23 protein-coding genes and 1 riboswitch are annotated in these 24,916 nt (G+C 61.0%); of the genes, 12 read left to right on the forward strand and 11 right to left on the reverse strand.

All coding sequences use genetic code 11. The features are described from left to right. Positions 1 to 3: 3 nt before the first annotated feature. Together ACT53S_RS04455 and ACT53S_RS04460 are read right to left on the reverse strand one after the other, a co-directional pair. On the reverse strand, positions 4 to 462 hold the full coding sequence (locus ACT53S_RS04455; protein ID WP_476066057.1) for a cupin domain-containing protein: 459 nt from the start codon (positions 460 to 462) through the stop codon (positions 4 to 6). A 12-nt stretch (positions 463 to 474) separates the two neighbouring features. Further along, positions 475 to 888, reverse strand: a complete 414-nt coding sequence (locus ACT53S_RS04460; protein ID WP_476066058.1) for a MerR family transcriptional regulator — start codon at positions 886 to 888, stop codon at positions 475 to 477. Between the two features lie 85 nt (positions 889 to 973). Between ACT53S_RS04460 and ACT53S_RS04465 the strand changes: the two genes are divergently transcribed. Next, entirely contained in the window at positions 974 to 1,699 is a 726-nt protein-coding gene (locus ACT53S_RS04465) for a cation efflux transmembrane domain-containing protein (protein ID WP_476066059.1), read from the forward strand. 68 nt (positions 1,700 to 1,767) lie between these two features. On the opposite strand, the gene ACT53S_RS04470 is transcribed toward ACT53S_RS04465, so the two are convergent. The 3 genes from ACT53S_RS04470 to ACT53S_RS04480 all read right to left on the reverse strand — a co-directional run bounded on the left by ACT53S_RS04470 (position 1,768) and on the right by ACT53S_RS04480 (position 6,592). Beyond that, positions 1,768 to 2,091, reverse strand: a complete 324-nt coding sequence (locus ACT53S_RS04470) for a hypothetical protein (protein WP_476066060.1) — start codon at positions 2,089 to 2,091, stop codon at positions 1,768 to 1,770. A gap of 297 nt (positions 2,092 to 2,388) precedes the next feature. Beyond that, positions 2,389 to 4,251 (reverse strand): hypothetical protein, encoded by a 1,863-nt coding sequence (locus ACT53S_RS04475; RefSeq protein ID WP_113379434.1) that lies wholly within the window; start codon positions 4,249 to 4,251, stop codon positions 2,389 to 2,391. Positions 4,252 to 4,483: 232 nt separating this feature from the next. Further along, complete coding sequence (locus tag ACT53S_RS04480; RefSeq protein ID WP_476066061.1) at positions 4,484 to 6,592, reverse strand: S9 family peptidase; 2,109 nt, start codon at positions 6,590 to 6,592, stop codon at positions 4,484 to 4,486. 141 nt (positions 6,593 to 6,733) lie between these two features. Here ACT53S_RS04480 and ACT53S_RS04485 point away from each other — a divergent pair, with 141 nt between their 5' ends. Then, positions 6,734 to 7,531, forward strand: a complete 798-nt coding sequence (locus ACT53S_RS04485) for a polysaccharide deacetylase family protein (protein ID WP_476066062.1) — start codon at positions 6,734 to 6,736, stop codon at positions 7,529 to 7,531. An 8-nt stretch (positions 7,532 to 7,539) separates the two neighbouring features. Here ACT53S_RS04485 and ACT53S_RS04490 read toward each other — a convergent pair whose 3' ends face one another. Further along, positions 7,540 to 8,427, reverse strand: a complete 888-nt coding sequence (locus tag ACT53S_RS04490; RefSeq protein WP_476066063.1) for a branched-chain amino acid aminotransferase — start codon at positions 8,425 to 8,427, stop codon at positions 7,540 to 7,542. Positions 8,428 to 8,698: 271 nt separating this feature from the next. Between ACT53S_RS04490 and ACT53S_RS04495 the strand changes: the two genes are divergently transcribed. Next, a complete protein-coding gene (locus ACT53S_RS04495; RefSeq protein WP_476066636.1) occupies positions 8,699 to 9,499 on the forward strand; it encodes a MipA/OmpV family protein in 801 nt (266 codons plus the stop codon). A gap of 80 nt (positions 9,500 to 9,579) precedes the next feature. Continuing rightward, positions 9,580 to 10,533 carry a 4-hydroxybenzoate octaprenyltransferase gene (ubiA, locus tag ACT53S_RS04500; RefSeq protein WP_476066064.1) on the forward strand — a complete coding sequence of 318 codons (954 nt, stop codon included), beginning with the start codon at positions 9,580 to 9,582 and terminating at the stop codon, positions 10,531 to 10,533. Positions 10,534 to 10,666: 133 nt separating this feature from the next. Here the strand turns inward: ubiA and ACT53S_RS04505 are convergent, their stop codons facing one another. Continuing rightward, on the reverse strand, positions 10,667 to 11,233 hold the full coding sequence (locus tag ACT53S_RS04505) for a DUF6101 family protein (protein WP_113379457.1): 567 nt from the start codon (positions 11,231 to 11,233) through the stop codon (positions 10,667 to 10,669). Positions 11,234 to 11,599: 366 nt separating this feature from the next. Here ACT53S_RS04505 and ACT53S_RS04510 point away from each other — a divergent pair, with 366 nt between their 5' ends. The 4 genes from ACT53S_RS04510 (at position 11,600) to modC (ending at position 16,514) form a co-directional block, all read left to right on the forward strand. Next, entirely contained in the window at positions 11,600 to 13,786 is a 2,187-nt protein-coding gene (locus tag ACT53S_RS04510) for a DUF1217 domain-containing protein (RefSeq protein WP_476066065.1), read from the forward strand. 93 nt (positions 13,787 to 13,879) lie between these two features. Then, positions 13,880 to 14,677, forward strand: a complete 798-nt coding sequence (gene modA, locus ACT53S_RS04515; protein WP_476066066.1) for a molybdate ABC transporter substrate-binding protein — start codon at positions 13,880 to 13,882, stop codon at positions 14,675 to 14,677. A gap of 47 nt (positions 14,678 to 14,724) precedes the next feature. Continuing rightward, positions 14,725 to 15,417 carry a molybdate ABC transporter permease subunit gene (gene modB, locus ACT53S_RS04520; protein ID WP_476066067.1) on the forward strand — a complete coding sequence of 231 codons (693 nt, stop codon included), beginning with the start codon at positions 14,725 to 14,727 and terminating at the stop codon, positions 15,415 to 15,417. After that, positions 15,417 to 16,514 carry a molybdenum ABC transporter ATP-binding protein gene (gene modC / locus ACT53S_RS04525; protein WP_476066068.1) on the forward strand — a complete coding sequence of 366 codons (1,098 nt, stop codon included), beginning with the start codon at positions 15,417 to 15,419 and terminating at the stop codon, positions 16,512 to 16,514. Before modB ends, modC begins: the two co-directional genes overlap by 1 nt. A 4-nt stretch (positions 16,515 to 16,518) precedes the next feature. Here the strand turns inward: modC and ACT53S_RS04530 are convergent, their stop codons facing one another. The 3 genes from ACT53S_RS04530 to ACT53S_RS04540 are packed head-to-tail and all read right to left on the reverse strand — an operon-like array spanning position 16,519 to position 19,337. Beyond that, a complete protein-coding gene (locus tag ACT53S_RS04530) occupies positions 16,519 to 16,908 on the reverse strand; it encodes a winged helix-turn-helix domain-containing protein (RefSeq protein ID WP_476066069.1) in 390 nt (129 codons plus the stop codon). 4 nt (positions 16,909 to 16,912) lie between these two features. Then, the gene (locus ACT53S_RS04535) at positions 16,913 to 18,340 is read right to left on the reverse strand and encodes an FAD-binding oxidoreductase (protein ID WP_476066070.1); all 1,428 of its coding nucleotides are present in this window, start codon (positions 18,338 to 18,340) and stop codon (positions 16,913 to 16,915) included. Between the two features lie 4 nt (positions 18,341 to 18,344). Then, positions 18,345 to 19,337: an L-threonylcarbamoyladenylate synthase gene (locus tag ACT53S_RS04540; protein ID WP_476066071.1), complete on the reverse strand. Its 993-nt coding sequence runs from the start codon at positions 19,335 to 19,337 to the stop codon at positions 18,345 to 18,347. 218 nt (positions 19,338 to 19,555) lie between these two features. On the opposite strand from ACT53S_RS04540, the gene ACT53S_RS04545 reads away from it, so the two are divergent. Next, the gene (locus ACT53S_RS04545; protein ID WP_113379447.1) at positions 19,556 to 20,635 is read left to right on the forward strand and encodes a GGDEF domain-containing protein; all 1,080 of its coding nucleotides are present in this window, start codon (positions 19,556 to 19,558) and stop codon (positions 20,633 to 20,635) included. A 15-nt stretch (positions 20,636 to 20,650) separates the two neighbouring features. Here the strand turns inward: ACT53S_RS04545 and ACT53S_RS04550 are convergent, their stop codons facing one another. Next, positions 20,651 to 21,253 carry a DUF6656 family protein gene (locus tag ACT53S_RS04550; protein WP_113379458.1) on the reverse strand — a complete coding sequence of 201 codons (603 nt, stop codon included), beginning with the start codon at positions 21,251 to 21,253 and terminating at the stop codon, positions 20,651 to 20,653. 303 nt (positions 21,254 to 21,556) lie between these two features. Next, positions 21,557 to 21,759: riboswitch (cobalamin riboswitch) on the forward strand. Between the two features lie 101 nt (positions 21,760 to 21,860). On the opposite strand from ACT53S_RS04550, the gene ACT53S_RS04555 reads away from it, so the two are divergent. From ACT53S_RS04555 to ACT53S_RS04565, 3 genes are all read left to right on the forward strand, one after another. Continuing rightward, a complete protein-coding gene (locus ACT53S_RS04555) occupies positions 21,861 to 23,105 on the forward strand; it encodes an aromatic ring-hydroxylating oxygenase subunit alpha (RefSeq protein ID WP_113379448.1) in 1,245 nt (414 codons plus the stop codon). A 2-nt stretch (positions 23,106 to 23,107) separates the two neighbouring features. Beyond that, a complete protein-coding gene (locus ACT53S_RS04560; RefSeq protein WP_142070402.1) occupies positions 23,108 to 24,193 on the forward strand; it encodes a hybrid-cluster NAD(P)-dependent oxidoreductase in 1,086 nt (361 codons plus the stop codon). A gap of 225 nt (positions 24,194 to 24,418) precedes the next feature. After that, positions 24,419 to 24,838 (forward strand): BA14K family protein, encoded by a 420-nt coding sequence (locus ACT53S_RS04565; protein ID WP_476066072.1) that lies wholly within the window; start codon positions 24,419 to 24,421, stop codon positions 24,836 to 24,838. Positions 24,839 to 24,916 lie beyond the last annotated feature (78 nt).

Consider the following 24,916-nt stretch of genomic DNA (forward strand, 5'->3'; position numbering starts at 1 on the left):
GGTTTACCGCTCCACGCTCTCTCCCGCCTTCATCGTCAGCCGCTTCTCGAACCCAATCTTGGTCAGCAGCAGATCCTTATCCGTATAATGCACCACATCGTCGGGCGATCGTGTGCCGACCACGAGATAGGTCGCTGGCTGATCCGACCGATTCTCCAGCCGATGACCCACGGCGACACCCGCCTTGAAGGTGGCTGCGTCCCCCGGAAGCATTTCGGTTAGCGTCTCGCCCTCGTTCAGCATCACACGGCCGGAAAGCATATAGACGAACTCGTCTTCCTGTTCGTGCCAGTGTTTGTGCGACGACATGGCGCCAGGCATCAGGGTCTCCACGAAGGCGCCGAACTGAGTGAGCCCACCGGCGTCCGACAGCAGTCGTGCCTCGTAAGGCCCCAGCTCGGCATTCACGCCGTTGCCGCTCCAGCTTTCCAGAGGGGCGTCGTTCTGTCGGATGATGGGCATCCCGTCTCCTCCTCAATGCTCGTGTTCGCACAGCCCGTGATCGGACAGCGCTCGGATCACATAACAATCGCCGACGGTGTGGCACCCGTCGTGCGAGGCAATGCGGGAAAGTTCCTCCTCCAGCTTCTTCAGCTTCGCGATCTTTTCCCTCACCTCGTCCAGCTGCTCGCGTGCGATCTGATCCGCTCTGTCGCAGGGTTCCTCCGGGTGCCGGCTGAGCGTCAGCAATTCGCGGATCGCCTCGATCGGAAAGCCGAGATCGCGGGCATGGCGGATGAAGGTCAGCCGGTCGAGATCAGCCCTTTCGTAGCGCCGCTGGTTGCCTTCGGTCCGGTCGGGCGCGGAGATGAGGCCCATCTGTTCGTAATAGCGGATGGTCGGCACCTTCACTCCGGTGCGCCGCGACAGATCTCCGATCGCATACATCGCAAAAAAAACCTCTTGAACCTCTAGTCGCTAGAGATCCTATCTTTGCCGTGTGACCAGAACAAGACCTGAAGGATCAAGACGAATGAGTGCTTCCTGCGGCCATGACCATGCCCCCTTTGACGGCATGTCCGACACCTACAAGCGGCGCCTGTGGTTGGTAATCGCCATCAACGCATCCATGTTTGCGGTCGAAATGACGGCCGGTCAGATGGCCCGTTCCCAGGCGTTGCAGGCCGACGCGCTGGATTTCTTTGCCGATGCCGTGACCTACGGCATCTCGCTCGCCGTCATCGGCGCTTCGCTGAAGACCCGCAGTCTCGCCGCGGCCGTAAAGGGCGGCAGTCTTTTCCTGATGGGGCTCTGGGTGTTCGGCGCAACGCTTTGGCGCGTTCTTTATCAGACTGTGCCGGAGGCGCCGGTCATGGGCACCATCGGTTTCCTGGCGCTTGCAGCCAATCTGGCGAGCGTATTGTTGCTGATGAACTACAAGGACGGCGACGCCAATGTTCGCTCGGTCTGGCTCTGCTCACGCAATGACGCGATCGGCAATGTCATCGTCATGATCGCCGCACTCGGCGTTTGGGGCACGGCCACTGCCTGGCCCGACCTGATCGTGGCGGGCATCATGGCAGGCCTTTTCCTGACCTCGTCAATGCAAATTCTGACCCAGAGCTATCAGGAATGGCGAAGCGGGGAGCCTGTGAAGGCGGACCCACATGTCGGCTCAGCAGAACAGCACGGCCATGCCCACACACATGGCGGCCACGATCACCACGCCCATGAGCACCACGTCCACGCCCATCACTGATAGGCTCGCGACAAAAAAAAGACCGGCGCGGCATCATGCCGGCCGGCCCTTTTTCCGCATCTCAAGTCTCAGAATTCGTCGTAGACGCTCGGGACTTCATATTCGCGATACGCTGCCTCAACCATCTGCAGCCGCGCATTCTCACCCAGCTCGTCGCGATTGCCCCCGCCAGAGCCATTGATCTGGACCGTTGGCTTGCGACCGCTGTCGACCGTCCACAGCGCCGAAGCGAGCTGATTGGACAGGAGCGTGCTAGAAAACGTGCTGGCGCCACCAGTCGCGCGCCCGGAGCTCGTCGATGTGGCCTCGGTAGACGCATCGTCGACCACGGCCGCACCCGGCACGTGGCGGCTTTGATAGGAGTAGCTGCTGAGACCGCTCTCGATCCTCATGGCGGACACCTCGGTTGAAGAATTAACCTTTTGTTAACCTTTCAACCTTGCGCGAAGCTTGCGCCGCCGCGCGGGCGGCATCAATTGGCCCTTGCGGAAAGCGAGTGCAAAAAGTACGGCGGCGAATCACAGGCCCGAGGGGCCGGGCAAGGTCTCGCGGAAGGGTCCGCTGCAAACCGAAGATGATGGCGGTAAATTGAGAGGCCCGTTACGTCTTGCCAGCCCCTCTGATTATATTGGTATATTCGGATGAATAGACTTGCCCCAGTCTGCTGGCTGGTTCCGGGAAGCGGTTGCTCAGTACTGGCATCGCCAGTTGGCTTTTCCACTCGGTTTGACCAACTTGTCGAGATCCGCACGGCTCGGCTTCGACAGGCTTTGAGAGTATCTGGGCCATATCTCCTCGGCCGACATGCCAAGGCCGGCGAGCGTTGAGACGACGAGCCTTCCATGAGAGCCGGCGTTCGGCAGGCGGCCCTGTTCCCACCAGATACGCATCTGTGGCAGAGCGGAACCTGCGCTGGCGCCAGCCTTGCAAAGCCCGGTTATACCCGCAAGATAAGGATGCTCGTATTCGATCGACTTGAAGCTCCCCTTGCCTCCACTGAGGCCCGTATCGACAAGATATAGCAAGGTGGGAACCGCATCCTCGCCGAAGACTGAAAGATGCGAAAGTGCAGTCCATCCGTAGGCCTGCGCATCGGGGTTGCGAGCAATATCGAGCAGTTCCGACTTATATGGTTGGAGAACATCAAGAGGCATCTGTTGCAGCGCCGTTCCGATACTCGTCCAATGGGTGGCGATGTTGTTACTGGGGCCCACCGACCACGTCACGCCAGCCTGTGCGCGTCTCACAATCATGCGGGCGAGAAGTTCAAGATCTGCGGTATTGCCCCGCTTCACGGCTTGACGTGCGACAGCATAAAGACGTGGAGGGGGAGGATAGCGAAGGTCCTGCACGAGCCGCAGATACAAGTGGTACAGGGTTTCCGGCACGCCATCCCGAGAGCCCACCACAACACGGTCGACATAGGTTGAAAACGCGCTCCATTCCGCAGCTGTCGGTGAACGGGTTTCCTGCAGGGCGTTGTCAATCGTACGCTCTATTCGTTCGCCGGCGTGGTCGCCGTTCAGTACGAGGTTCAATCCCAGCACATCGGTCAGAAGCCGAGTGATAGCAGGAAATGCGTAACTTTCGCCCGCCCAATTGATCCCGCGGTTAAAGCGCATGAACCCCGGCGCCATTTTGAATTCGCTTCCTCCGTTAACGACGGGCGTCAGCAGGGGAGCAAACTCCATATAATGTACCGAAGTCTGCCGATACGTTTCCTCGTAGGAAGCGTCGGCGGATCGGCTGTAGACACTGGTCCTGAACACCTTGATCGTATCGGCGTTCAGATTGAACCCCGCGTCCAGCGCGCTCGTGCCTGTTTTGGTCAGCCCACGCGTTATGACAATCTCCGCCTCACTCAACAAGGTCGCTCGCTGGATCAGGCACTCTCCGGTTGCTATTCTTAGCTGAATGAGATCGATGGCATCGGCTTTTTCCCGGCCGTTTCGGTCTCCAGGGAGATCGAGCACATCAAAGCCTGGCTTGAATCGGACGGCGGGACAGACATCTCTGCGCTGCAGGCTGAACTCAAGCGCGGCTTCGCGTCCGGTCGGCGGCAGGTCTGGTCGGTCGGAAATAGAGATAAGAAACCTGCTTGCCGTTCCCGTTAAGAGAACGCGCAGGCACAGATCGTCACATTGACTTGCCTCTCGTTCGTAGTTGCGCGCTTTTTTGATGCCGATTGATGAGGGGCGCAAGGGAAGGTGGATGCGATTGTGATCGTGGCTCGTCCACGCTTCAGCCGTTGCCTTGATGGGCGCATTCAACCACAGCGGCGGTAGACACAGGATGAGCCCGGTCAGGACAGATGCTATGACAAGCTTTCCGAGCGGTGATGCTGGCGTAATAGTGTACAGGACGAACAGCGGCAGGAGGACGGTGAAGACAGGAGGGCCGAACAAAATCAGAAGGCCCAACGGAAGCCCAATCCCGGTAAACATCAGCACAATCGTTACCGAGGGGATCGTGATCGCGACAACTGTCATCAGGAAGAAAAACAGCGTCAGGCCGCCAAAAAAGTTCTCCCATCTTCCTGATGCACGCGCCATTGAAACTCTTGATCCCGGAGAGCTCGTCGGCCACAACGGTGACGATTAGCTTCAGCAACCTATGATTGCTCAATGAAAAACGGCTGAATGGAAAAGCTCAAATGCAGAATATTTGCCGGAAACGGAGCTATTCATCTCAAACACACCCTTTGGTTCGTGCTGAGTAGACGTCTCGCCGGTGCGGATATCGGGTTCGGTGCCCGCCTCTCGTATGAGGACGGGCGCCGCCGCCTCACATCTTCCCCGCCACCTTGATCGCATAGGCATATTCAAACGCGATCTCTTCCAACCGCTGGAAACGTCCCGACTTGCCGCCATGGCCGGCGGCCATGTTGGTCTTCAGCAGGAAGGGGCCAGCCTCCGGGGCGATGGCGCGAAGCTTCGCGATCCACTTGGTCGGCTCCCAATAGGTGACGCGCGGGTCGGTGAGGCCCGAAAGCGCGATGATCGGCGGATAGGGCTTCTTCTCGACATTGTCATAGGGGCTATAGGCCGCGATCCAGCGATATTCCTCTTCAGACTCGATTGGATTGCCCCATTCCGGCCATTCCGGCGGGGTGAGCGGCAGGGTGTCGTCGAGCATGGTGTTGAGCACATCGACAAAGGGCACGGCGGCGATGATGCCGGCAAATTTTTCCGGTGCCATATTGGCGACTGCCCCCATCAGCATGCCGCCGGCAGACCCGCCTTCGGCGATGATCCGGTCGAAGGAGGTGAACTTCTCCTTCACCAGGTGGTCGGCAGCCGAGATGAAGTCCTTGAAGGTATTCACCTTCTTTTCCATCTTGCCGTCTTCATACCAGGAGAACCCCTTGTCCTTGCCGCCGCGGATATGGGCAATCGCATAGACGAAGCCGCGATCGGCGAGCGACAGGCAATTGGTGTTGAAGCCGGCGGGGATGGTGATGCCGTAGGCGCCGTAGCCATAGAGCAGGCAGGGGGCCGAGCCGTCGAGCGGGGTGTCCTTGCGATAGAGCAGGGTGACCGGCACCGTCTCGCCGTCATGGGCTTCGGCAAAGACGCGGCGGGTGATATAGTCCTCAGGGTTATGGCCCGACGGCACTTCCTGGGTCTTCAAAAGCGTGCGCTCGCGGGTCGCCATGTTGTAGTCGAACAACTGCGAGGGCGTCGTCATCGACGAATAGGAGAAGCGGATGACGTCCGTGTCGTATTCCGCAGCCCCCTGCAGGCCCAGCGAATAGGCTTCCTCGGCAAAGGCGATCGAGTGCTCTTCGCCGGACGTCCGGTCGCGGATCATGATGACGGGCAGACCCTCGCGGCGCTCCAGCCAGACGAGATGACGGGCAAAGGCCATATGGTTGAGGATCAACCGGCCCGGCTCATGCGGCACGAGCTCTTTCCAGTTGGCCTTACCCGGTGCCGATACCGGCGCCTCGACGATCTTGAAGTCTTTCGCGCCGTCGGCATTGGTCAGGATGTAGAAGACGTCGCCGCCTTCCGTCATCGAGTATTCGACCCCTTCCTCGCGTTCGGCGACCAGTTGGGGTTCCGCCGTCAGATCCTTGGTCGAGAGCAGGCGGTATTCCGAGGTCTCGTGGTCATGGATGTCGATATAGATGACATCGTCGAGCAGCGAGCCGCCAACGCCCATGAAGAAGCCGGGATCCGTTTCCTCATAGACGAGGCGATCTTCGGACTGCGGCTGGCCGACAATATGGTGAAACACCTTGGACGGACGGTGGTTCTCGTCCTGCAGCGTGTAGAAGAAGCTCTTGCCGTCAGGCGCCCAGACGCCACCACCGGCGGTGTTTTCAAGCACATCATCGAGATCCTGCTTGGTGGCGAGATCACGCACGCGAAGGGTGAAATATTCCGAGCCCTTGTCGTCATACCCCCAGATACCGAAGGCATGATCGGTGGTGTGGTCGATACCCGACAGACGGAAATAGTCCTTGCCCTTCGCTTCCTTGTCGCCGTCGAGCAGCAAATCGCGCAGACCCTCGTTCTTCGGGTCGCCATCGCGCGGGATGCGGAAATAGCGCGGCTGCTCGCCGCCGGTGACGAAAGCCGAGCCATAGGCAAACGGTCCGTCCTTCATCGGGATCGACGAATCGTCTTCTTTGATGCGCCCCTTCATCTCGGCAAAAAGCTGTGCCTGCAGCTCCTTTGTGTCGCCCATGGCGGCATCCATATAGGCGTTCTCGGCTTCCAGATAGGAGCGGATTTCGGGATCGAGGATCGAGGTGTCCTTGAACATCTGCTGCCAGTTGTCGGCGCGCAGCCAGGCGTAATCGTCCGTTCGGGTGATGCCATGACGGGTGTCGGTGACGGGCTTCTTGGCGACGGAAGGTGCGGCGGGCAGGTTTCTAAAAACGGACAAGGTTTTCTCGCTTTATCATGTCGAGGCAGATTGCCTGCCTGTGTGGTTTCAGAGATAAAGCCGCCCCGGCAGGACTTCAAGCCGAGCTGTTCCAAAGCCGGGTTTTGCCATGGCGAAGGACGCGGAGACAGGCAGGCGAGAATGACGATCACGATTTCCCTCAGGCTCCTGAGCCTCCTGAGCCTCGCTCTTATCTGCGCCGGCTCCGTCGCTCTGGCAGCCCCTCCACAGGCCGCCGGCGCCGAGACCCCCACCGCAACCAGGACGAAAACCCGGCTCACCGAACCGAAGTTGACCATCGCCCAGGTGGAAGGTGAAGGACCTGCGGTGGCGCTCACCTTCGATGCCTGCATGGGCAAGGTCGACGACCGCATCCTCGATACCCTGATCGAAAACCGAATCCCGTCGACCGTCTTCGTCACGGCCCGCTGGCTGAAGCACAATGCAGCCGCCTTTGCCGTGATGCGCGCCAATCCGGATCTGTTCGAGATCGAGGACCACGGCGAAAACCATGTTCCCGCCATCGACGTGCCGATGACCGTCTTCGGCATCAAGGCAGCTGGCTCAGCGGAAGCCGTGGTTGCCGAAGTGGAGGGCGGTGCTGAGGCAATCATCGCCGCCGGCGGCGAGCGCCCGGTCTGGTTCCGAGGCGCGACGGCCAAATACACGCCCAGCGCCATCGCCGAAATCCAGTCCCTCGGCTACCGCGTCGCGGGGTATTCGATCAATGGCGACAGCGGCTCCCTTCTGGGCGCCTCAAGCGTGGCCCGGCAATATCACCGCGCAAAAGACGGCGACGTGATCATCTCGCACATCAACCAGCCGACCCATGAGGCCGGCGAAGGCGTGGTCAAGGGCATCCTCGACCTCAAGGCCCGAGGCTTCCGTTTCGTCAGGCTGAAGGACCGGACGGAGCCGGTCTCCGGCAAGAGTTTCTGAACCCTCGATCAGCCATCCGTGCCGTGGCTGGATCTCGCCCAATCCATGTAGAGATCGAGTGCCTTGCGCGTCACCGGCCCCTCCTGGAACTGCGCATCGTCGAGCCGCGTCACCGGCACCACCTTGGAATAATTCCCGGTCTGGAAGATCTCGTCGGCATTCATGAAATCCTCGACCGACAGCGTCGCCTCGCGCACATCGAAGCCGGCGTGGCGCAGCAGCCCGATGATCCGGGCCCGCGTGATGCCGGCGAGGAAGGTGCGGTTTGCCGCCGGCGTATAGACGATGCCGTCCTTCACCATGAACACGTTGGAGGATGCGGTTTCGACCACATTGCCATTCATGTCGCGGACCAGCGCGTTATCGAAGCCGCGTGACCGGGCATCGATGATCATGCGCCCGGAATTGGGGTAGAGGCTGCCAGTCTTCGCCTCGGTCATCGCCGTTTCCGGGGATGGCCGCCGAAAGGGCGATACCGTCAGCGACGAGGGCTTCGCCGTGTGCATCGGCGCCTCGAACAGGCAAAGCGCAAAGCGGGTGGAGTCCGGATCGGCCGCGACGACCGAGCCCGTCTGACCATGCTCGGCCCAGTACATCGGCTTGATATAGATCGCCGTCTTGCCGTCGAACTTGGCGATGCCCTCCCAGGCAAGGCATTCGATTTCCTTGGCGTCAACGACGGGTTTCAGGCCCATGTTGACCGCAGACCGGTTCACCCGCTGGCAATGCAGGTCGAGGTCGGGTGCGATCCCGTCGAACCAGCGTGCCCCGTCGAACACCGTCGAGCCCAGCCACATCGCATGCGACACCGGCCCGATCAGCGGTGGATTTCCGGCGAACCAGTCGCCATCGACATAGGTGAAGGTGGGGGTGCGGGCAGACGTATCGACGGCCATGGCGGCTCTCCTGTTCTCGTTGCCGCAGCAAAGGCGCGAGGGGCGAAGAGGTCAAGACCAAACTGGGCCTAGAAGAGACGTTTCCCCTGAGTCGGACGAATTACACTGCCATTTCAGCAGTTTGCCTGATCGGTCCATCATTGCGGTTGATGGCGGGTGGTCGGCTGTGCTGAAGATCGTGGTTAAAGGAGTTGTAACAGATTTCCGCAATATTGAACGAAAGCAAGGCTTGAGCCCTGCCAGTCTGTGGTTCTGCGTTACTCTGGGGGTCATCATGCACAAGGCGTCTTTCGCCTCACTTCTCGTTGCGTCGTCTGCGATGGTCGCGACGCCCGCCCTCGCCGACGGCTTCTTTTCCGGCAACTGGTACGTGACGCTCGGCGGCGCCGGCATTTCTGCGCCGACCTTCGAAGGCTCCAAGAACCGCAAGCTGTTCTTCCAGCCGATCATCTCGGTCGGTCGGGGCGGCGCCCCGCGCTTTTCCTCGCGTAACGACAATCCGAGCTTCGCCATCTACGACACCGATGTGCTGCGCGCCGGCGTGGTCGGCAAGTTCCTGCCGGGGCGCGACGCCGGGACCGACGATGCGCTCGAAGGTCTCTCCGAGGTCAAGTGGGGTGGTGAACTCGGCGGTTTCGCCGATCTCTATGTCACCGACTACCTGCGCGCCCGTGCCGAACTTCGCCAGGGTATCCGCAGCCATGATGGACTGGTGGCCGACCTCTCCGTCGATGCCTTCACCGACGTTGCTCCGGGGCTGCGCGTTTCGGCCGGCCCGCGCGTGACCTATGCCACGAGCGGCTACACCCAGGCCTATTACGGCGTCAACGCTACGGAGTCGGCAGCCTCCGGCCTCAGCCAGTATGATCCCGATGGCGGCATTACCTCTTACGGTGCCGGCGGCGCGATCACCTGGGATGCGACCGACAAGCTCTCCATGAGCGCCTTCACCGAATACAAGCGCCTCGCAGGACCGGCGGCCGATTCGAGCCTGGTGAAGGAAGAGGGCAGCCGAAACCAGCTGATGTTCGGCGTCTCTGCCAGCTACAAATTCGGTGTCAGCCTCGACTGACGAAAGGCCGCAGCCGATTTTCCATGGCGCCGGGCAGGGGAGAGTTTTCTTGGCCCCGCCCATGCTCTATCACTCTCGATATGAGCACAGCTGATCCGAATATCGACCGCGTCATCGACGCGCCCTCCGACAATTTCGTCTATCGCGTTCTGCCGCGATGGCTCTGGCCGCATGCCCAGCTCGCCCGCTGGGATCGCCCAATCGGCTGGCAATTGCTGATGTGGCCTTGCTTCTGGTCGTCGGCGCTCGCCGCCAATGCGCTCGCCGCCGAAGACCGGTTGAACCTCGGCCTCTTCGTTTTCCACCTCTTCCTGTTCTTTGTCGGCTCGGTCGCCATGCGTGGCGCCGGCTGCACCTATAACGATCTCGTCGATCACGAGATCGACGACAAGGTCGCCCGCACCCGATCGCGCCCTCTGCCCTCGGGGCGCATCACACGTCGCAACGCCAAGATTTTCGTGGTTGTCCAGGCGCTGGTCGGACTTGTCGTCCTACTTTGCTTCAATACCTTCTCGATCGTGCTCGGTATTCTGTCGCTCGCCATCGTCGCGATCTATCCCTTCGCCAAGCGGTTTACCGACTGGCCGCAATTTTTCCTCGGGCTTGCCTTTTCCTGGGGTGGCCTGATGGGCTGGGCCGGGCTTTACGGCAACGTCTCGCTTGCCGCAGTCCTGGTCTATGCCGGGGCGATCGCCTGGACCATCGGCTACGACACGATCTATGCCCATCAGGACAAGGAGGACGATGCACTTGTCGGCGTGCGCTCCACCGCCCGCCTGTTCGGCGATGACACCAAGCTCTGGCTAATCGGGCTCTACGGCCTGACGCTGATCCTGCTGCTCGTCGCTTTTGTCCTGGCGGGCGCGGCCTGGCCGTCAGTTCTGGGGCTGCTCGCGGCTGGCACCCTCTTGGGCTGGCAGATCAAGGTGCTGGATATCGATGATGGCGCTCAATGCCTGGCGCTCTTCAAGTCCAATAACCGGGTCGGCCTCATCATCTTTGCCGGCCTTGTCCTGGCACTGCCCTTCGCCTGACAGATCTTGAAACCGAATTGTCGGCGCCGCCCGATCTGTCCCCTTATGGGACGCATCGCCCAACGAAGTTCTGAAACGCAAGAGGCCCGGAAGTCGCCTTCCGGACCTCGTTTTGTCCTGTTACGGGACACGATCAGTTGCGGGCGATGATTTCCTTTCCGGAAATCTTCATGGTTACGCCCAGCTTGCCGGTAGTGCGGCGCACGAGGAAGCGCGGACGGCGCTCGGCGAAATAGGAATGGCGGCGGCGCGGTTGCGTTTCCTTGGTGCGCACTTCGCCGATATGCTCTTCCAGCGGACGGGCAACGCCGTCGGCCTCGACCATCAGCATGGGAATGCGGAAGGCATCGGCCCAGCCGCGCCAGTCGGCGGCGATGTCGCAGAGGTCGTGGGCAACCAGGAGTGGAATGCACAGTTCCGGGTCCTCATGATGCAGTTCGAGCGTGACGGTAACCTCGCCATTGCCATGGTCGATGGCACGTGCCGCCACGCCCTTGAAGGCGCGGGCTGGCAGGGCGAAGGACAGCGGCAAACCGCTGCCGGCCAGGATCTTGCGCAGCACGGCGCCGCGTTCGTCGATGGTGATCGTCACGTCTCCAGAGGCGCCGCGCAGGGCGTAGGTGACCTGCTGGGGGAACCGCGAGGGATCCAGTCGCAAGGTGGCGCCGGCCCATGCAGGCTTCAAAACGGTGTTCGTCATCTTCATGCTACCCTTGTTTTACCCGAGAGCGCGTCATGTGCTCGTCTGTTCGGGACTTTGCGTCCTCTATGGCGCCAAGATAGCCACGCCCCCTTCGAGACAGCTTAAAAATTGCGGTAAAAAAAACCTTGCGGTCTCAAATGGTTAGTTTTGTCATATCGGGCAGGGTTTCGAGAAAGTGAATGTCGGGCCTGCCTGTTTCACCCCGGCACGCATCAGGCGCCGGCACGGGGCGAGCCGCATGGCGTGACTGTTCTCAGAAATCGGCATTTCGATGCGCTTCTTCAGCTTTTCATAAAGCTACAGGCAAGGATTGGGGCGCATAATGCGATTCGCGCTGTCTATGTGTCCGTCGAGGAATGCCCCATGGTGTCCACCTATCTGAGCTATAATCTGGTCACGCGTGACCTGAAGGGAAGCCTCGACCGGGTCGCCGCAGATAGCACGGTCACGCGTCAGACCGAGTATTTCAAGAACAACATCGGCAAGGTCACCTCTGTCGAGGAGTTCCTCGACGACTACCAGCTTTATTCCTATGCGATGAAGGCCCATGGTCTCGAAGAGATGACCTACGCCAAAGCCTTCATGAAAAAGGTCTTGGAAAGCGATCTCAATGACGAGAAGAGCTTTGCCAATCAGCTGAGTGACGACCGCTACCGCAACTTTGCGGAAGCCTTCCAGTTCACCGCCGAAAAGGCGGATGGTCAGACGGATGCGCAGCAGGACAAGATGCTGGCCCGCTACAATGATGTGCTTGCCGGCGAAAGCGACAAGCTTGAGGCCGAAACCAATTACTACGAACAACGCATCAACACCGTTGCCAGCGCGCAGAGCTTGGTCGGCAATGCCCGGCTGCTGAACTATGCGCTCAGCGCCTATGGCATCGATGGCACCTATTACAGCAAGGATCACATCCTGCGGGTGCTGACCAGTGACGTGTCCGACAAGGACAGCTACGTCAACCAGTTGGTGGCCAATAAGAGCAAGGATGCCGCCGGCTTCCTGAAACTGGCAAAGGCGTTCAATTTCAATGCGGACGGCAGCCTTTCTGCAGCGAAGGCCCAGACCGATGCGCAGAGAGAAAACACGATTACTCTGTATGTCGACGAAGAGCAGACCTACGTCAGCAACTACTATCTGGAGCGCGAAAAGGCCTATTACGCCTCGAAGATTGCCAGCGTCACCTCGGTGACCGACATCACCTCCGACAGCAGACTGTTCAACTATGTAAAGACGGCTTTCCAGCTCGACAGCACAGTCACGTCCTCGGTTTTCAAGAACATCGTCACCAGCGATCTGACCGTAGACGGGAACTTCGCGCAGGCGAATGGTGGCGACGCCTGGGTCGCCGTGGCGCAGAAGTTCAATTTCGACACCAATGGCGATGTGAAGGCGGGCTTGTCGGCCCAGAGTTCGACCCAGATCGCCTCGACGAACGGCGGCTTCGCCACGCATTATGACGATGCCGATGAGACGAAGAAGAACGCCCTGATCGATGCGTTCAAATCCGGCATGGACAAGATCACCAATGTCGATGAGCTCTTGAACAACGCGTCCATGAAGCTGCTGTTGCAGCGCACCTTCGGCATTGCGGCGGGCGAATTCAGCAACGCCGATCTGCGCAGCGCGTTGACCAGCGATTTCACCGATCCGAAGAGCTTCGCCAACAAGTCGAAAGACGAGCGGCTGATCGAGATGTCGAAGTTGTTCAATTTCGACAGCAAGGGCAATGTCGACGCGCCGCTGCAGGCCCACAGCACCTTCTCCGCGACTTTGATCTCCAAGGAATACATCGTCAATAAGGCGCGCTTCCTCGAAGGCGACGAACTGAAGAAAGCCAAGGAGGCGGCAGGCAAGGAGGCAGCCTATTACCAGGACAAGATCCAGGGCGTGGAAACGGTCGACGATCTCTTGGCGGACCGCGGCATCGTCGATGTTGTTCTGGGCGCCTATGGCTTCGACCCCAAAACCGTGACCGACGACTTCCTGAAGAAGATCTTCGCGTCCGACCTTGGCGATCGCAAGAGCTTCGTCAACCAGCAGGGGGACAACAACTGGGCGGAACTCGTCGCCTCCTTCAATTTCGACGGCGAAGGCAAGTTGACGCGATCCACGTTGGGCACAGTCCAGCAGCGGGGCGAAACCCTCGAGACCATCAATCTCTTCATGCGCCAGACGCTGGAAGAGAACGAAGGCCAGAGCAGCGAAGCTGTCCGGCTCGCCCTTTATTTCGAGCGCACCGCGCCAACCATCACCAGCGCCTACGATATCATCGCCGACAGCGCGCTGACGGAAGTCTTCCGCACCATCTACGGCTTCTCGGAGGACTTCTCCAACATGGACGTCGACGCTCAGGCGAAGGCGATCAAGTCCAAGCTTGACCTGGCCGATTTGCAGGATCCGAAGAAGCTGCAGCGACTGATCGAGCGGTACACGGCCATGTACGACACCGCCAACGCGACCTTCGATTCCACGGCGGTGAGCATTCTCTCCGGCACGAGCGGCAGCATCTCCGCGGACCTGCTTTTCAGCCTTGCGCAATTGAAGGCCTGATCGGCAAAAAAAGGCGCCCGTCTTCTGTCTTGAAGACGGGTTTGTTTTTGGCTATCGATATATCCATATGGATATATCGATAGGAGGAACCCGATGCGCACTTGGCTGAAATCTGCTTCTCTGACCCTGGCAGTCTTCGCCGCGGTGACCTTGTGCGGATCAGGAGTGGCGAAAGTGATGGCGGCCGAGCCGGTGACCGTCTTCGCTGCGGCAAGCCTCAAGGAGAGCGCCGAGAAGGTTGCAGAAAGCTGGAAAAAAGCGACGGGCAACGAAGTACGCCTCTCTTTCGCCGGAAGCTCTGCTCTGGCCAAGCAGATCGAGGAGGGCGCTCCGGCCGATGTCTTCATTTCGGCCGATCTGAAGTGGATGGATCATCTCGACAAGGGTGGCAAGATCAAGTCCGACACCCGCGTCAACCTGCTCGGAAACCGTATCGTCCTCGTCGCGCCGAAAGCTTCGACCGCGACCGTCACCATCGGGGAGAGCTTCCCGCTCTCCACCCTTCTCGGCGACGGTCGGCTCGCTATGGCCAACGTCGAGGCGGTTCCGGCCGGAACCTATGGCAAAGCCGCGCTTGAGAAGCTCGGCGTCTGGGACAGCGTCAAGGACAGGATTGCCCAGGCCGAGAATGTGCGCGCAGCCCTGCTGCTCGTCTCGCGCGCCGAAGCTCCCCTTGGCATCGTCTACGAGACCGATGCGAAGGTGGACCCGGAGGTGAAGATCCTCGATCGTTTCCCCGAGACGAGCCACCCGGCCATCGTCTATCCGGCCGCGTTGACCACCGATGGCAGCAATCCGGAAGCCGCATCCTTTCTTGCTTACTTGCAGGGGGCGGAGGCGCATGCCATCTTCGCTGCCGCCGGCTTCACGGTTCTTGCCAAGACCAACTGAAGCCAGACACACTGACCGCATCTGACTCTGCATCCGGGATATCTCTGTTGACCCTGACGGCCGAAGAATGGACCGCGATGCTCTTGAGCCTGAAGGTCGCGGCCGTTGCCGTGGCTTTCTCATTGCCGGCAGGTCTCGGCATGGCCTGGCTCCTGTCGCGCAAGCAGTTCTGGGGCAAGTCGCTGCTCAACGGGCTCGTCCACCTGCCGCTGATCCTGCCGCCGGTCGTCACCGGCTACCTGCTGCTGATCACCTTTGGCCGCAAAGGATCGGTGGGGGCTTTTCTGGAACAGGCTTTCGGGCTCGTCTTCTCCTTCCGCTGGACGGGAGCAGCGATTGCGGCGGCCGTGATGGGCTTCCCGCTCTTGGTCCGCTCCATCCGCCTGTCGCTCGATGCGGTTGACCGCAGGCTGGAGGCGGCGGCCGCGACCTTGGGAGCCCCGCCGTCTTACGTCTTCTTCACCGTCACCCTGCCGCTGATCCTGCCCGGCATCGCCGCCGGCGCCATCCTGGCCTTTGCAAAGTCGATGGGTGAATTCGGCGCCACGATCACTTTTGTCTCGAATATTCCCGGCGAGACCCAGACGCTTGCCTCGGCGATCTACACCTACACCCAGGTCCCCGGCGGCGATGTTGCCGCCATGCGCTTGACCCTTATCTCGATCGTGCTGTCGCTGGGCGCCCTTGTGGTATCGGAATTCCTGGCGCGGCGCATTGCGGCCCGCGTGGGGGCAGCCTGATGCTGGACTTGTCTGTTCGCCACAGCCATGGCGATTTCACGCTGGAGGCCGATCTGACCCTCGGAAGCGGGCTGACGGCCCTCTTCGGGGCCTCCGGCTCCGGCAAGACCACGCTGATCAACATCGTCGCCGGCCTCATTCGCCCCGTCGCCGGTCATGTTCGCTTCAATGGCCAAGTCTGGAGCGATGCGTCGACTTTTGTGCCGCCCCATCGCCGCCGCATCGGTTACGTCTTCCAGGAAGGGCGCCTCTTTCCGCATCTGACCGTCATGCAGAACCTCCGCTACGCAGAGCGTCTTTTGCGCCGCGCTGACCGTCGCGAGGAACTGGGGCGGATTGCCGAGCTCCTCGGCATTTCCGACCTGCTCTCCCGCCGCCCGGCCCATCTGTCCGGCGGCGAGAAACAGCGCGTTGCTCTCGGTCGCGCCTTGATGGCAAGCCCGAAACTGCTCCTGATGGACGAGCCGCTCTCCGCCCTCGACAATGCGCTGAAAGTGCAGATCCTGCCCTATATCGAGCGTATTCGCGACGAATTCGGCGTCCCCATTCTCTATGTCAGCCACTCGGTCGAAGAGGTCGCGAGACTGGCAACGGCTGTCGTCACTTTGGAAGCCGGTGCGGCGAGAGCGGTCGGCAGGCCGGATGAGGCGCTCGCGACGGTGGGGCGGGCGTCGGGGGAACTTCCAGCCGGCAATTTTATCGAAGCCGAGATCACCGTCCATCACACCGAGGATGGCCTGACCGAGGCGCTGTCGCAGGCCGGGCCGATCCTGTTACGGCATGCCCCGCTTGCGGTCGGCACTCGCGTGCGCATCTTCGTGCCGGTTTCTGATATCGTCGTCGCCACAGAGCCGGCCGAAGGTCTCTCCGCGCTCAACCGTCTGGCCGGACACATCGTCAAATTCGAGGAACGCAATGGCGGGAGCGTCACGCTGACGGTGGATTGCTCCGGGCTCCCCATGGTGGTCGAAGTCACACGGCGTTCGTGCCGTGAGCTCTCTCTGGTGCCGGGAAAGCCGGTGCATCTCTTCTTCAAGACCGTCGCGATCGCGTCGGAAGGCCTTTTCCGGCAATCGGGGTCGAGTCTGGCCAAATAGGATGTCAGCCTTCGTCGTCGCCGCCCTTGCGCCCCTCTGTGACGAAATCGGGTGCCTGCATGGTTTCGAGCCATGCGAGATCGTTTTGGAGCGCCATGCGGCTCTCCGCATCCATCCGCCGACAGGCGGCCAGCAGCGTCTCGCCGAACGGTGTCAAACCAGCCCCGCCGCCGCTTTTTCCCCCGTGTCGAGTAAAGATCGATGGCTCCCGGAACATCCGGTTGATCTCATCCGTCAGTAGCCAGGCCCGCCGGTAGGACATGCCCATGGCCGCCCCCGCCGCCCGGATGGAGCCGTGCTCGACGATCAGCGCGAGCAGTTGCGCCTTGCCAGGTCCAAGCCGTGCCCCGTTGGCGAGATCGATGCGAAGGGTCAGGCGGAGGGTGCCGGCCATCGCGTCAGCCGATCACCTTGCCGGGGTTCATGATCCCTGCGGGGTCGAAGGCCTGCTTGATGCGTCGCATCAGTTCCGTCTCGATCGCCGGCCGGCTGGCCGCCAGTTCGTCCCGCTTCAACTGACCGACGCCATGTTCCGCCGAAATCGAGCCCGTGTGTTTGTGGACGACCGCATGCACGACGGCATTCACCTCGCGCCAGCGGGCGATGAAGGCGGCCTTGTCGGCGCCTATGGGCTGGCTGATGTTGTAATGGATATTGCCATCGCCGAGATGGCCGAAGGCGCAGATCCGTGCGTCCGGCATCAGCGCAAGCACGGCGGCATCGGCTTCCGCGAGAAAGGCCGGAATGCGCGAGACCGGCACGGAGACGTCGTGCTTGATCGACCCACCCTCGGGCTTTTGCGCATCCGACATGCTTTCGCGCAGGTGCCAGAATGCGTCCTGCTGGGCGATCGAACTGGCGATCGCCGCATCTGCAATGAGACCCGCCTCATGAGCCTCGGCAAGAAGTTCGTGCATCATTGTCTCGGCGGTTTCTTCCGAATCCGAGGTGGAGATATCGACGAGGGCGTACCACGGATGCGCCGAGGCGAGCGGATCGCGCACGCCGGGAATGTGCTTCGTGGTGAATTCGATCCCGATACGCGGCATCAGTTCGAAGCCGGTCAGTGCCGATCCGCAGCGTTGCGAGGCCTTTTCGAACAGCTGAAGGGCCGCATCCGGAGAGGCAAGTCCCACATAGGCCACCTGCCGCCCGCGCGGACGAGGCACCATCTTCAGCACCGCCCCGGTAATGATCCCGAGCGTGCCTTCCGCGCCGATGAAGAGGTCGCGCAGATCATAGCCGCTATTGTCTTTCTTCAGCCGTCTGAGGCCATCCCAAATTTCGCCGGTCGGCAGCACCACCTCCAGCCCCAGGCAGAGTTGGCGCATGTTGCCATAGGCGAGTACCGCCGTGCCCCCGGCATTGGTGGCGAGATTGCCGCCGATCCGGCATGAGCCTTCCGAGCCCAGAGACAGCGGAAAGAGCCTGCCATGCGCTTCCGCCGCCTTCTGCACGTCGGCGAGGATCGCACCACCGTCGGCAACGATCACGTCAGCGACGGGATCGACCTCGCGGATCTTGTTCATCCGTTCCAGCGAGAGCAGCACGTCCTGCCCGTCCTCGCGCGGTACCTGACCGCCGACAAGTCCCGTACGACCGCTCACAGGTACGATGGCCGTGCCGGTCTCTGACGCAAGCTTCATGATAGCGGATACCTCGGCCGTCGATCCGGGCTTCAGCACAAGCGGCGAGGCACCGTGGTAAAGGCCGCGATTTTCGGTGAGATAAGGCTTGATGTCCTGCGCTGCGGTCAGGGCATTCGCTTCGCCGACGATGTCGACAAAGGCCCTGAGACGTTCCGCAAGGCTCGTGGTCACGGTCATCTGGTCATCCCTCGCTGTTGCGCGGAGCGGCAGCCCGCATCAGGCGGTCATTGATCGCTTCTCCCAACCCGTCGTTGGGGATCGACTGAACGGCGATACCTGACGCTCCGGACGCATCCGCACGCTTCAGGTAGTCGAAGAGATTGCTGGCCGCTTCGGCGAGATCGCCGCCTCTGCTGAGGTTGAACACGGCCTTCGCGGTCGTCGCGCCGGATATGTTGCCGCTTCCGAACGCGATCAAGGCTTCGCCTTCGCCGACAGCCGTTGCGTTCAGCCGGACAGAAGCATTGGGTGCATAATGAGAGGCGAGCATCCCGGGCGCTTCGATGGCGGCCGTTCCCGATGCCTTCGGGCGCTGGACGGTCCTGCCGGTCACCGCCTCGATCTCCTCGACCGCCACGCCGCCCGGCCGCAGAAGGCGAATCTCGTTTTCCTCGATTTTCAAGATGGTCGATTCGACGCCGACCGGGCAGGGGCCACCGTCAACGATGATCTCGATCTTGGACCCAAGATCGGCCTCCACATGCTGTGCCGTCGTCGGGCTGATGCGCCCGGACGAATTGGCACTCGGCGCGGCAAGCGGCCGCCCGAAGCTGCGGATCAGCTCTGCCGTGAAGCCGACCGGCACCCGGATCCCGACAGAGTCGAGCCCGGCTGTGGCCAGCGCATGAATGCCCGAATTCGTCTTCAGCGGCAGGACCAGCGTCAGCGGACCCGGCCAGAAGGCCTCGGCAAGACGCCGCGACAGCGGATCGAACACCGCGTACCGCTCCGCCATCGCGAGATCCGCCATATGGCAGATCAGCGGATTGAAGCGCGGCCGCCCCTTCGTCTCGTAGATCGAGGTGATTGCAGCCGGATCGGTCGCATCGGCAGCCAGTCCATAGACGGTCTCCGTCGGAATGGCGACAGGACGGCGTGACCCAAGCACCGCGACAGCTGCCGCGATTGCGGCCTCTGCCCCGTCTTTTTCACCGATCGAAATCACCCGTGCCATGCGTCCGCCTTGCCCTTTGCAAAGCCCGTGAATAGCGCGGACCGAGGGCGGTGATCAAACCTCTTTTTCCGCAAGGCGCAGTCAAAGGTCGCACCCCCGAAATCAAGGGGTATTGAATTGTTCAAATTTTAAATAGCGGCGTAACCGAAAGAAAGAAGTCTTCTGCCTATGATGGTCGTCAAGGTCCAAAGACTGCCTCCAATATTGGGACGTATCAGATGCAGCAAATGAAGAACCCGGCGGCCAGCATTGCGCTTCGCGTCGCGACCGCCATGCACCAGATGGGCATTGACGGCCTGCCGCGCAATTACGAGCTGGTCTATGAAGCCTATTCAGGCAGCAACCCGGAACTGGTGCGTGATTTCATCGCCCTCGGCAAGGTCAAGACGCAGGAAGCACTCGATGAACTCGGTCGCAAATATCTGCCACACCAGCATGAGGATGGTCTGCTCAGCCGTCAGAATGGCCAGGTGCGCGCCGAGATGAGCAATTTCATCTCGCTGCTGAATGAAGAAAAGATCTCGCTCACCGATTACGGCCGCGTCATCGGTCACGCCTCCCGCACCATCCTGACCGAAGCGGATCTGGAAGGCACGCCGCTCGGCCAGTCGATCAAGATGCTGAAGGCGGCGACCGAGAAGCGGGCCCACCAGAACAGCAACGTCGTCCGCGCCGTGGTCGACAAGACGGCGGCTTTGGCAGACCTCCAGCGCGAGGCGGAGGAAGCCGAAGCGGCGAAATTCGTCGATCCGATGACCGGACTGGCCAGCCGCCGCGCCTTCAACAAGGCCGTCGCCAAGATCTATTCCAATCCGGAAATGCCGGTTCTCTGCGGCGTCGCTGTCGGCGAAATCGACGATTATGCCCGCATTCAGGAACAGATGGGCCCGACCGTCGCCGAGCGCCTGTTGATGCAGGTCGGCAAGGTTCTGGAAGCCGTCTCCGGCGGTGGCGATCTCGCCTGCCGGTTTGATGGCGGCCGTTTCGGTCTTCTGCTCTACACGTCGGATCAGGATGAGATCAGCCGAGTCGTCGACCTCGTGCGCGGCAAGCTGAAGGCGAGCGCCCTTGTTGGCTCGAACGGTGGACGCAGCCTGGGCCAGCTTTCCATGTCCTTCGGCATCTGCTTCTCGGAGCAGGCTCCGAACGCCTTCGACTTCACCAACTTCGCTGAGAAGGCGCTCGCAACGTCCAAGGCAGCGGGCGGCGACACCGTTACGGTCTATGGTGCGTCGGATTACGTCTCGAAGGACTGGCTGCTCTACAAAAAGAAGCCGGTTGGCGGCTTCGGCGCCTGATTCTGACGGATTGGTTCAGAGCTTCGCGATGATCTTGCGAAGCTCTGCATCGCGCGCCCCGAGCATCAGCACATTGCGCAGGGCTTCTTTGGGATCATGGGTCCGGAACAGCAGGCCGTTCTCACGGATCGAGCGGTCGATCGCCATGGCCTTTGTCTCTGCTTCAGGCTTCACCGCGACGGCGAAATACATCCGGGAATAATTCTGCCGGATGCGTTCGAAGAATGTTTCGCTCTCGCCGATCTCCGCAAAGAAATTGGCGATATAGAAGGCCCAGCGCACATCGGCATATTGGGCGAAATTCGTCCGCGCGGCCGTCACGTGACAGTAGCCCAGATGCGGACTGTCGGTCAGCGTGCGGTGAAAGATGATTTTCGGAAACTGAATGGACCGGTGGAAGGAATTGATCCTGGTATGCGTCGTGTCCGCTGCCGCTTCCAGCCGCTTGCCGGTTCGCTCCGCCACTTCCTCATAGGTGAGATAGCGCCGCTGCTCAGGCACCCAGTCGTCGCGATGGCGCGAAATGCGTCCGGTTCGCAGGAATTCGGTATGCGCCGCCTTGACTGGAGCCGCAGTCTTGTCGGTCTTGGATGCCGCGAAGTATCTCAGTTTCTGCATGGTGACGCTCTGACGGTGCCCGGCTTTGTATCTTGAGCTTACCGCAGCATGGTTAATCATGATTTGATGGTATTCTGCAGCGCCGAGGTTTCGCGAGGCTTGCCGCAGCGCAAATCTTTGGATCGTCCTTCGATTGCCCGTTTGCGCCATGGTTGAAACGAAGAAATTCATCCTGTTGCTGCAGTTTCCGGAAATATAAGGGGAATCTCTGTTTTCTCTCCGCGTTTTCAGATCCTGTGGCATGTCGCAAACGATTTCGGCCGTGTCGTTTCGCAGTGCAGCGCCCCCCGGTCGACTGTGTTTAGATGATAACAAGCTCGAGGTGCCGCCCTGCTAGGGAGGGTGGGAAATCGGGAAGCCGGTCGAAATCCGGCGCTGCCCCCGCAACGGTGGTGGAGAATGCGCTTCGGCACAAAGCCACTGGGGGAGACCCTGGGAAGGCGCCGGCGCGGTCCGCGAATGGGCCACTCCAGAGCCCGGAAACCAGCCTCGGGAAACGAACAATCAAGGTCGCGGCGGGCGGCCGGGGATAGCCGTGTTCTGCCCATCCCAAGGGGCGGTTCCCTGCTGCGCTCCTCATCCGCCGATATAGGATAACGAGGACGACATGGACCTGCAGACCACGGCATTGCGCCAGTTGAAGAACCGCCGCGAAGGCTTCAGCCTTGAACAGCCCTTTTACATCGACCAGGATTACTTCAAACTCGACATGGAGACGATCTGGTATCGCGACTGGCTGTTCATGGGCCACGACTGCGAGATCCCGCGCGCCGGCAACTACTTCACCGTTCAGGTCGGCGATTATCCGGTCGTGATCGTGCGCGGCAAGGATCAGGTCATCCGCGCTTTCCACAACACCTGCCGCCACCGCGGCCACCGCGTTTGCACCCAGGACAAAGGCGCCTCCGCCAAGCTCGTCTGTCCCTATCACCAGTGGACCTATGATCTCGATGGTTCGCTGGTCTTTGCCCGTCAGATGGGCGAGAACTTCGACAAGGCCGACTTCGGCCTGAAGACGGTCCATTGCGAAAGCGTCGCCGGCTACATCTTCATCTGCCTGGCCAACGAAGCCCCGGATTTCGCCCCCGTTCGCGCTTCGATCGAGCCTTACATGGCGCCGCATCGGCTGTGGGAGGCCAAGGTCGCCCACAAGACGACGATCATCGAGAAGGGTAACTGGAAGCTCGTCTGGGAAAACAACCGTGAATGCTACCACTGTGCGGGCAACCACCCAGAACTCTGCCGCACCTATCCGGAAGCCCCGACCGCAACCGGCGTCCAGGGCGCCGGCGACGATCCGTTTATTGCCGAACACTGGCAGCGCTGCGAAGCCGCTGGCCTGCCGTCCGAGTTCAAGATGGACCCTTCGGGCCAGTTCCGTACTGCCCGCATGCCGCTGATCCAGGACGCCGAAAGCTACACCATGTCCGGCAAGCGCGCCGTCAAGAAGCCGCTCTCCGCCGACGTGCCGATCAGCCACATCGGTACCATGCTGCTCTTCCACTATCCGACGACCTGGAACCATATCCTCGGCGATCACGCGATCTCCTTCCGCGTCCTGCCGATCTCGGCGGAGGAAACCGCCGTCACCACCACCTGGCTGGTCAACAAGGATGCCGTCGAAGGCGTCGACTACGACCTCGAAGAGCTCACCCATGTCTGGACCATGACCAATGACCAGGACCGCTCGATCGTCGAGGAAAACGCCTTCGGTATCCGCTCGCCGGCCTATGAACCGGGCCCCTATTCGGTCGATCACGAGGGCGGCGTCATGCAGTTTGTCGAATGGTATTCGAACTTCATGATTGAGCGTCTGCAGGGCGACAAGGCCCGCCTCTCGGCGGTGGCATAAAGATGAACATCGCGGTCAACCCATACCGTCACGTCGACGAGATGCATCCCTGGTCCGACCGGGAGCATCTGCTCGAATGCGTTGCCGTCACGCCGGAAGCACCCGACGTGATGACCTTCACCTTCAAGCCGAACAAGCCGAACCTCTGGTTTCGTTACCAGCCCGGCCAGTTCGTCACGCTGGAGATCCCGGTCTCTCCCGAGCCGGTCATGCGCACATACACGCTCTCTTCCAGCCCCTCGCGCCCTTATACGGTCGCGGTCACGGTGAAGGCTCAGGCCGAAAGCATCGGCACCCGCTGGATGTTCGACAACCTGAAGCCGGGCATGGCGCTGAAGGCTTTCGGCCCGCTCGGCGACTTTTCCTATGCCCGCCATCCGGCCAAGAAATACCTCTTCGTCTCGGCCGGCTCCGGCATCACGCCAATGATGTCGATGACCCGTGACATGAGTGACCGGGCACCCGACAGCGACATCACCTTCCTCAACTGCGCGCGCTCGCCTGACGACATCATCTTCCGTTGGGAGCTTGAGGCCAAGGCCCGCGAAATGCCGCATCTGACGCTGGGCTTCATCGTCGAGCAGGTGTCGCGCGGCCAGCTCTGGTCAGGCCTGAAGGGTCGCATCGACAAGGCGAAGATCGCCCTTCTGGCACCTGACTTCCTGGAACGGACCGTCTTCTGCTGCGGCCCGGCGCCCTTCATGGCAACCGTGCGCGAGGCCCTCGAAGGCGCCGGCTTCGACATGAAGAATTATCACGAGGAAGCCTTCCAGCCGGTCAAGCCGGAGCCGCTCGTGGTGGTCGCCGATCATGCCGATGGCGAGCAGCCGACCAAGGTCAAGTTCGCCATGTCCGGCAAGGACGGGCTCTGCGCCCCCGGCCATACCGTGCTACAGGCCGCCCGTGCGGCCGGCGTGCGCATCGGTGCGGCCTGCGAATCCGGCCTCTGCGGCACCTGCAAGGTCATGAAGATCTCGGGCGAGGTCGAGATGGACCACAATGGCGGCATTCTCGATGACGAGATCGATGAGGGCTATATCCTCGCCTGCTGTTCACGGCCCAAGGGCGATATCGAGATCGAAGCGTAAGCCAGGACGGATCCATCAATTGCGGATACGGGGAGGGCGATGCCGGACAGGGTTCGCCCTCTCGCTGTTTCGGGTGAGATGACACGAGCCGCGCCTCTTGCCGGTCGCATGTCTCACGATTAGCATCCTCTGATGAAGCCTTCGCCCGTGACCCAGGGTCCGGTCTTATGTCGGCCAGGATGGCCGAAGTTTTAGCGCGGAGGCCAAGCCGAGGGGGTAACGTGCATGAAGCTTGTTTCTGCTTTCACCGCTCTATGTCTGGCCGCTGTCGGTTTCGCGATGAGCGGGTTTGACGTCCAGGCCGGCGGCCTTGAGGTTCGCATCTACGAACGGCACATCAGCTATCGCCATGTCGAGCGGGTGACGGTCCTGTCGCCGCACGATGGTTATCACGTACCGGGATACCGGTTCCACCGGCCGGGCTACGTTTATCATGACGGCTTGTGGTTTTCTCCCCGCTCCATGCGCGCGGGCGTCATCCTTGACGTGCCGATTCCGCGCCGCCACGCGATAGGTTACGGCGGCAGTCTCAATCCAATCCATTACAGTTGGTGCGCTGATCGCTACCGGTCCTATCACTGGCGCAGCAACACGTTCCAGCCGTATCACGGTCCGCGCCAGCAGTGTTACTCGCCCTATTATTGACGGCTCAACCTGGAACAAAACACCACTCCCACCGTTGACGGGCACTTGTGCGCCAAAGCGGTCACGGAACCGTTACGC

Source organism: Allorhizobium sp. DMC15 (genome assembly GCF_056314065.1).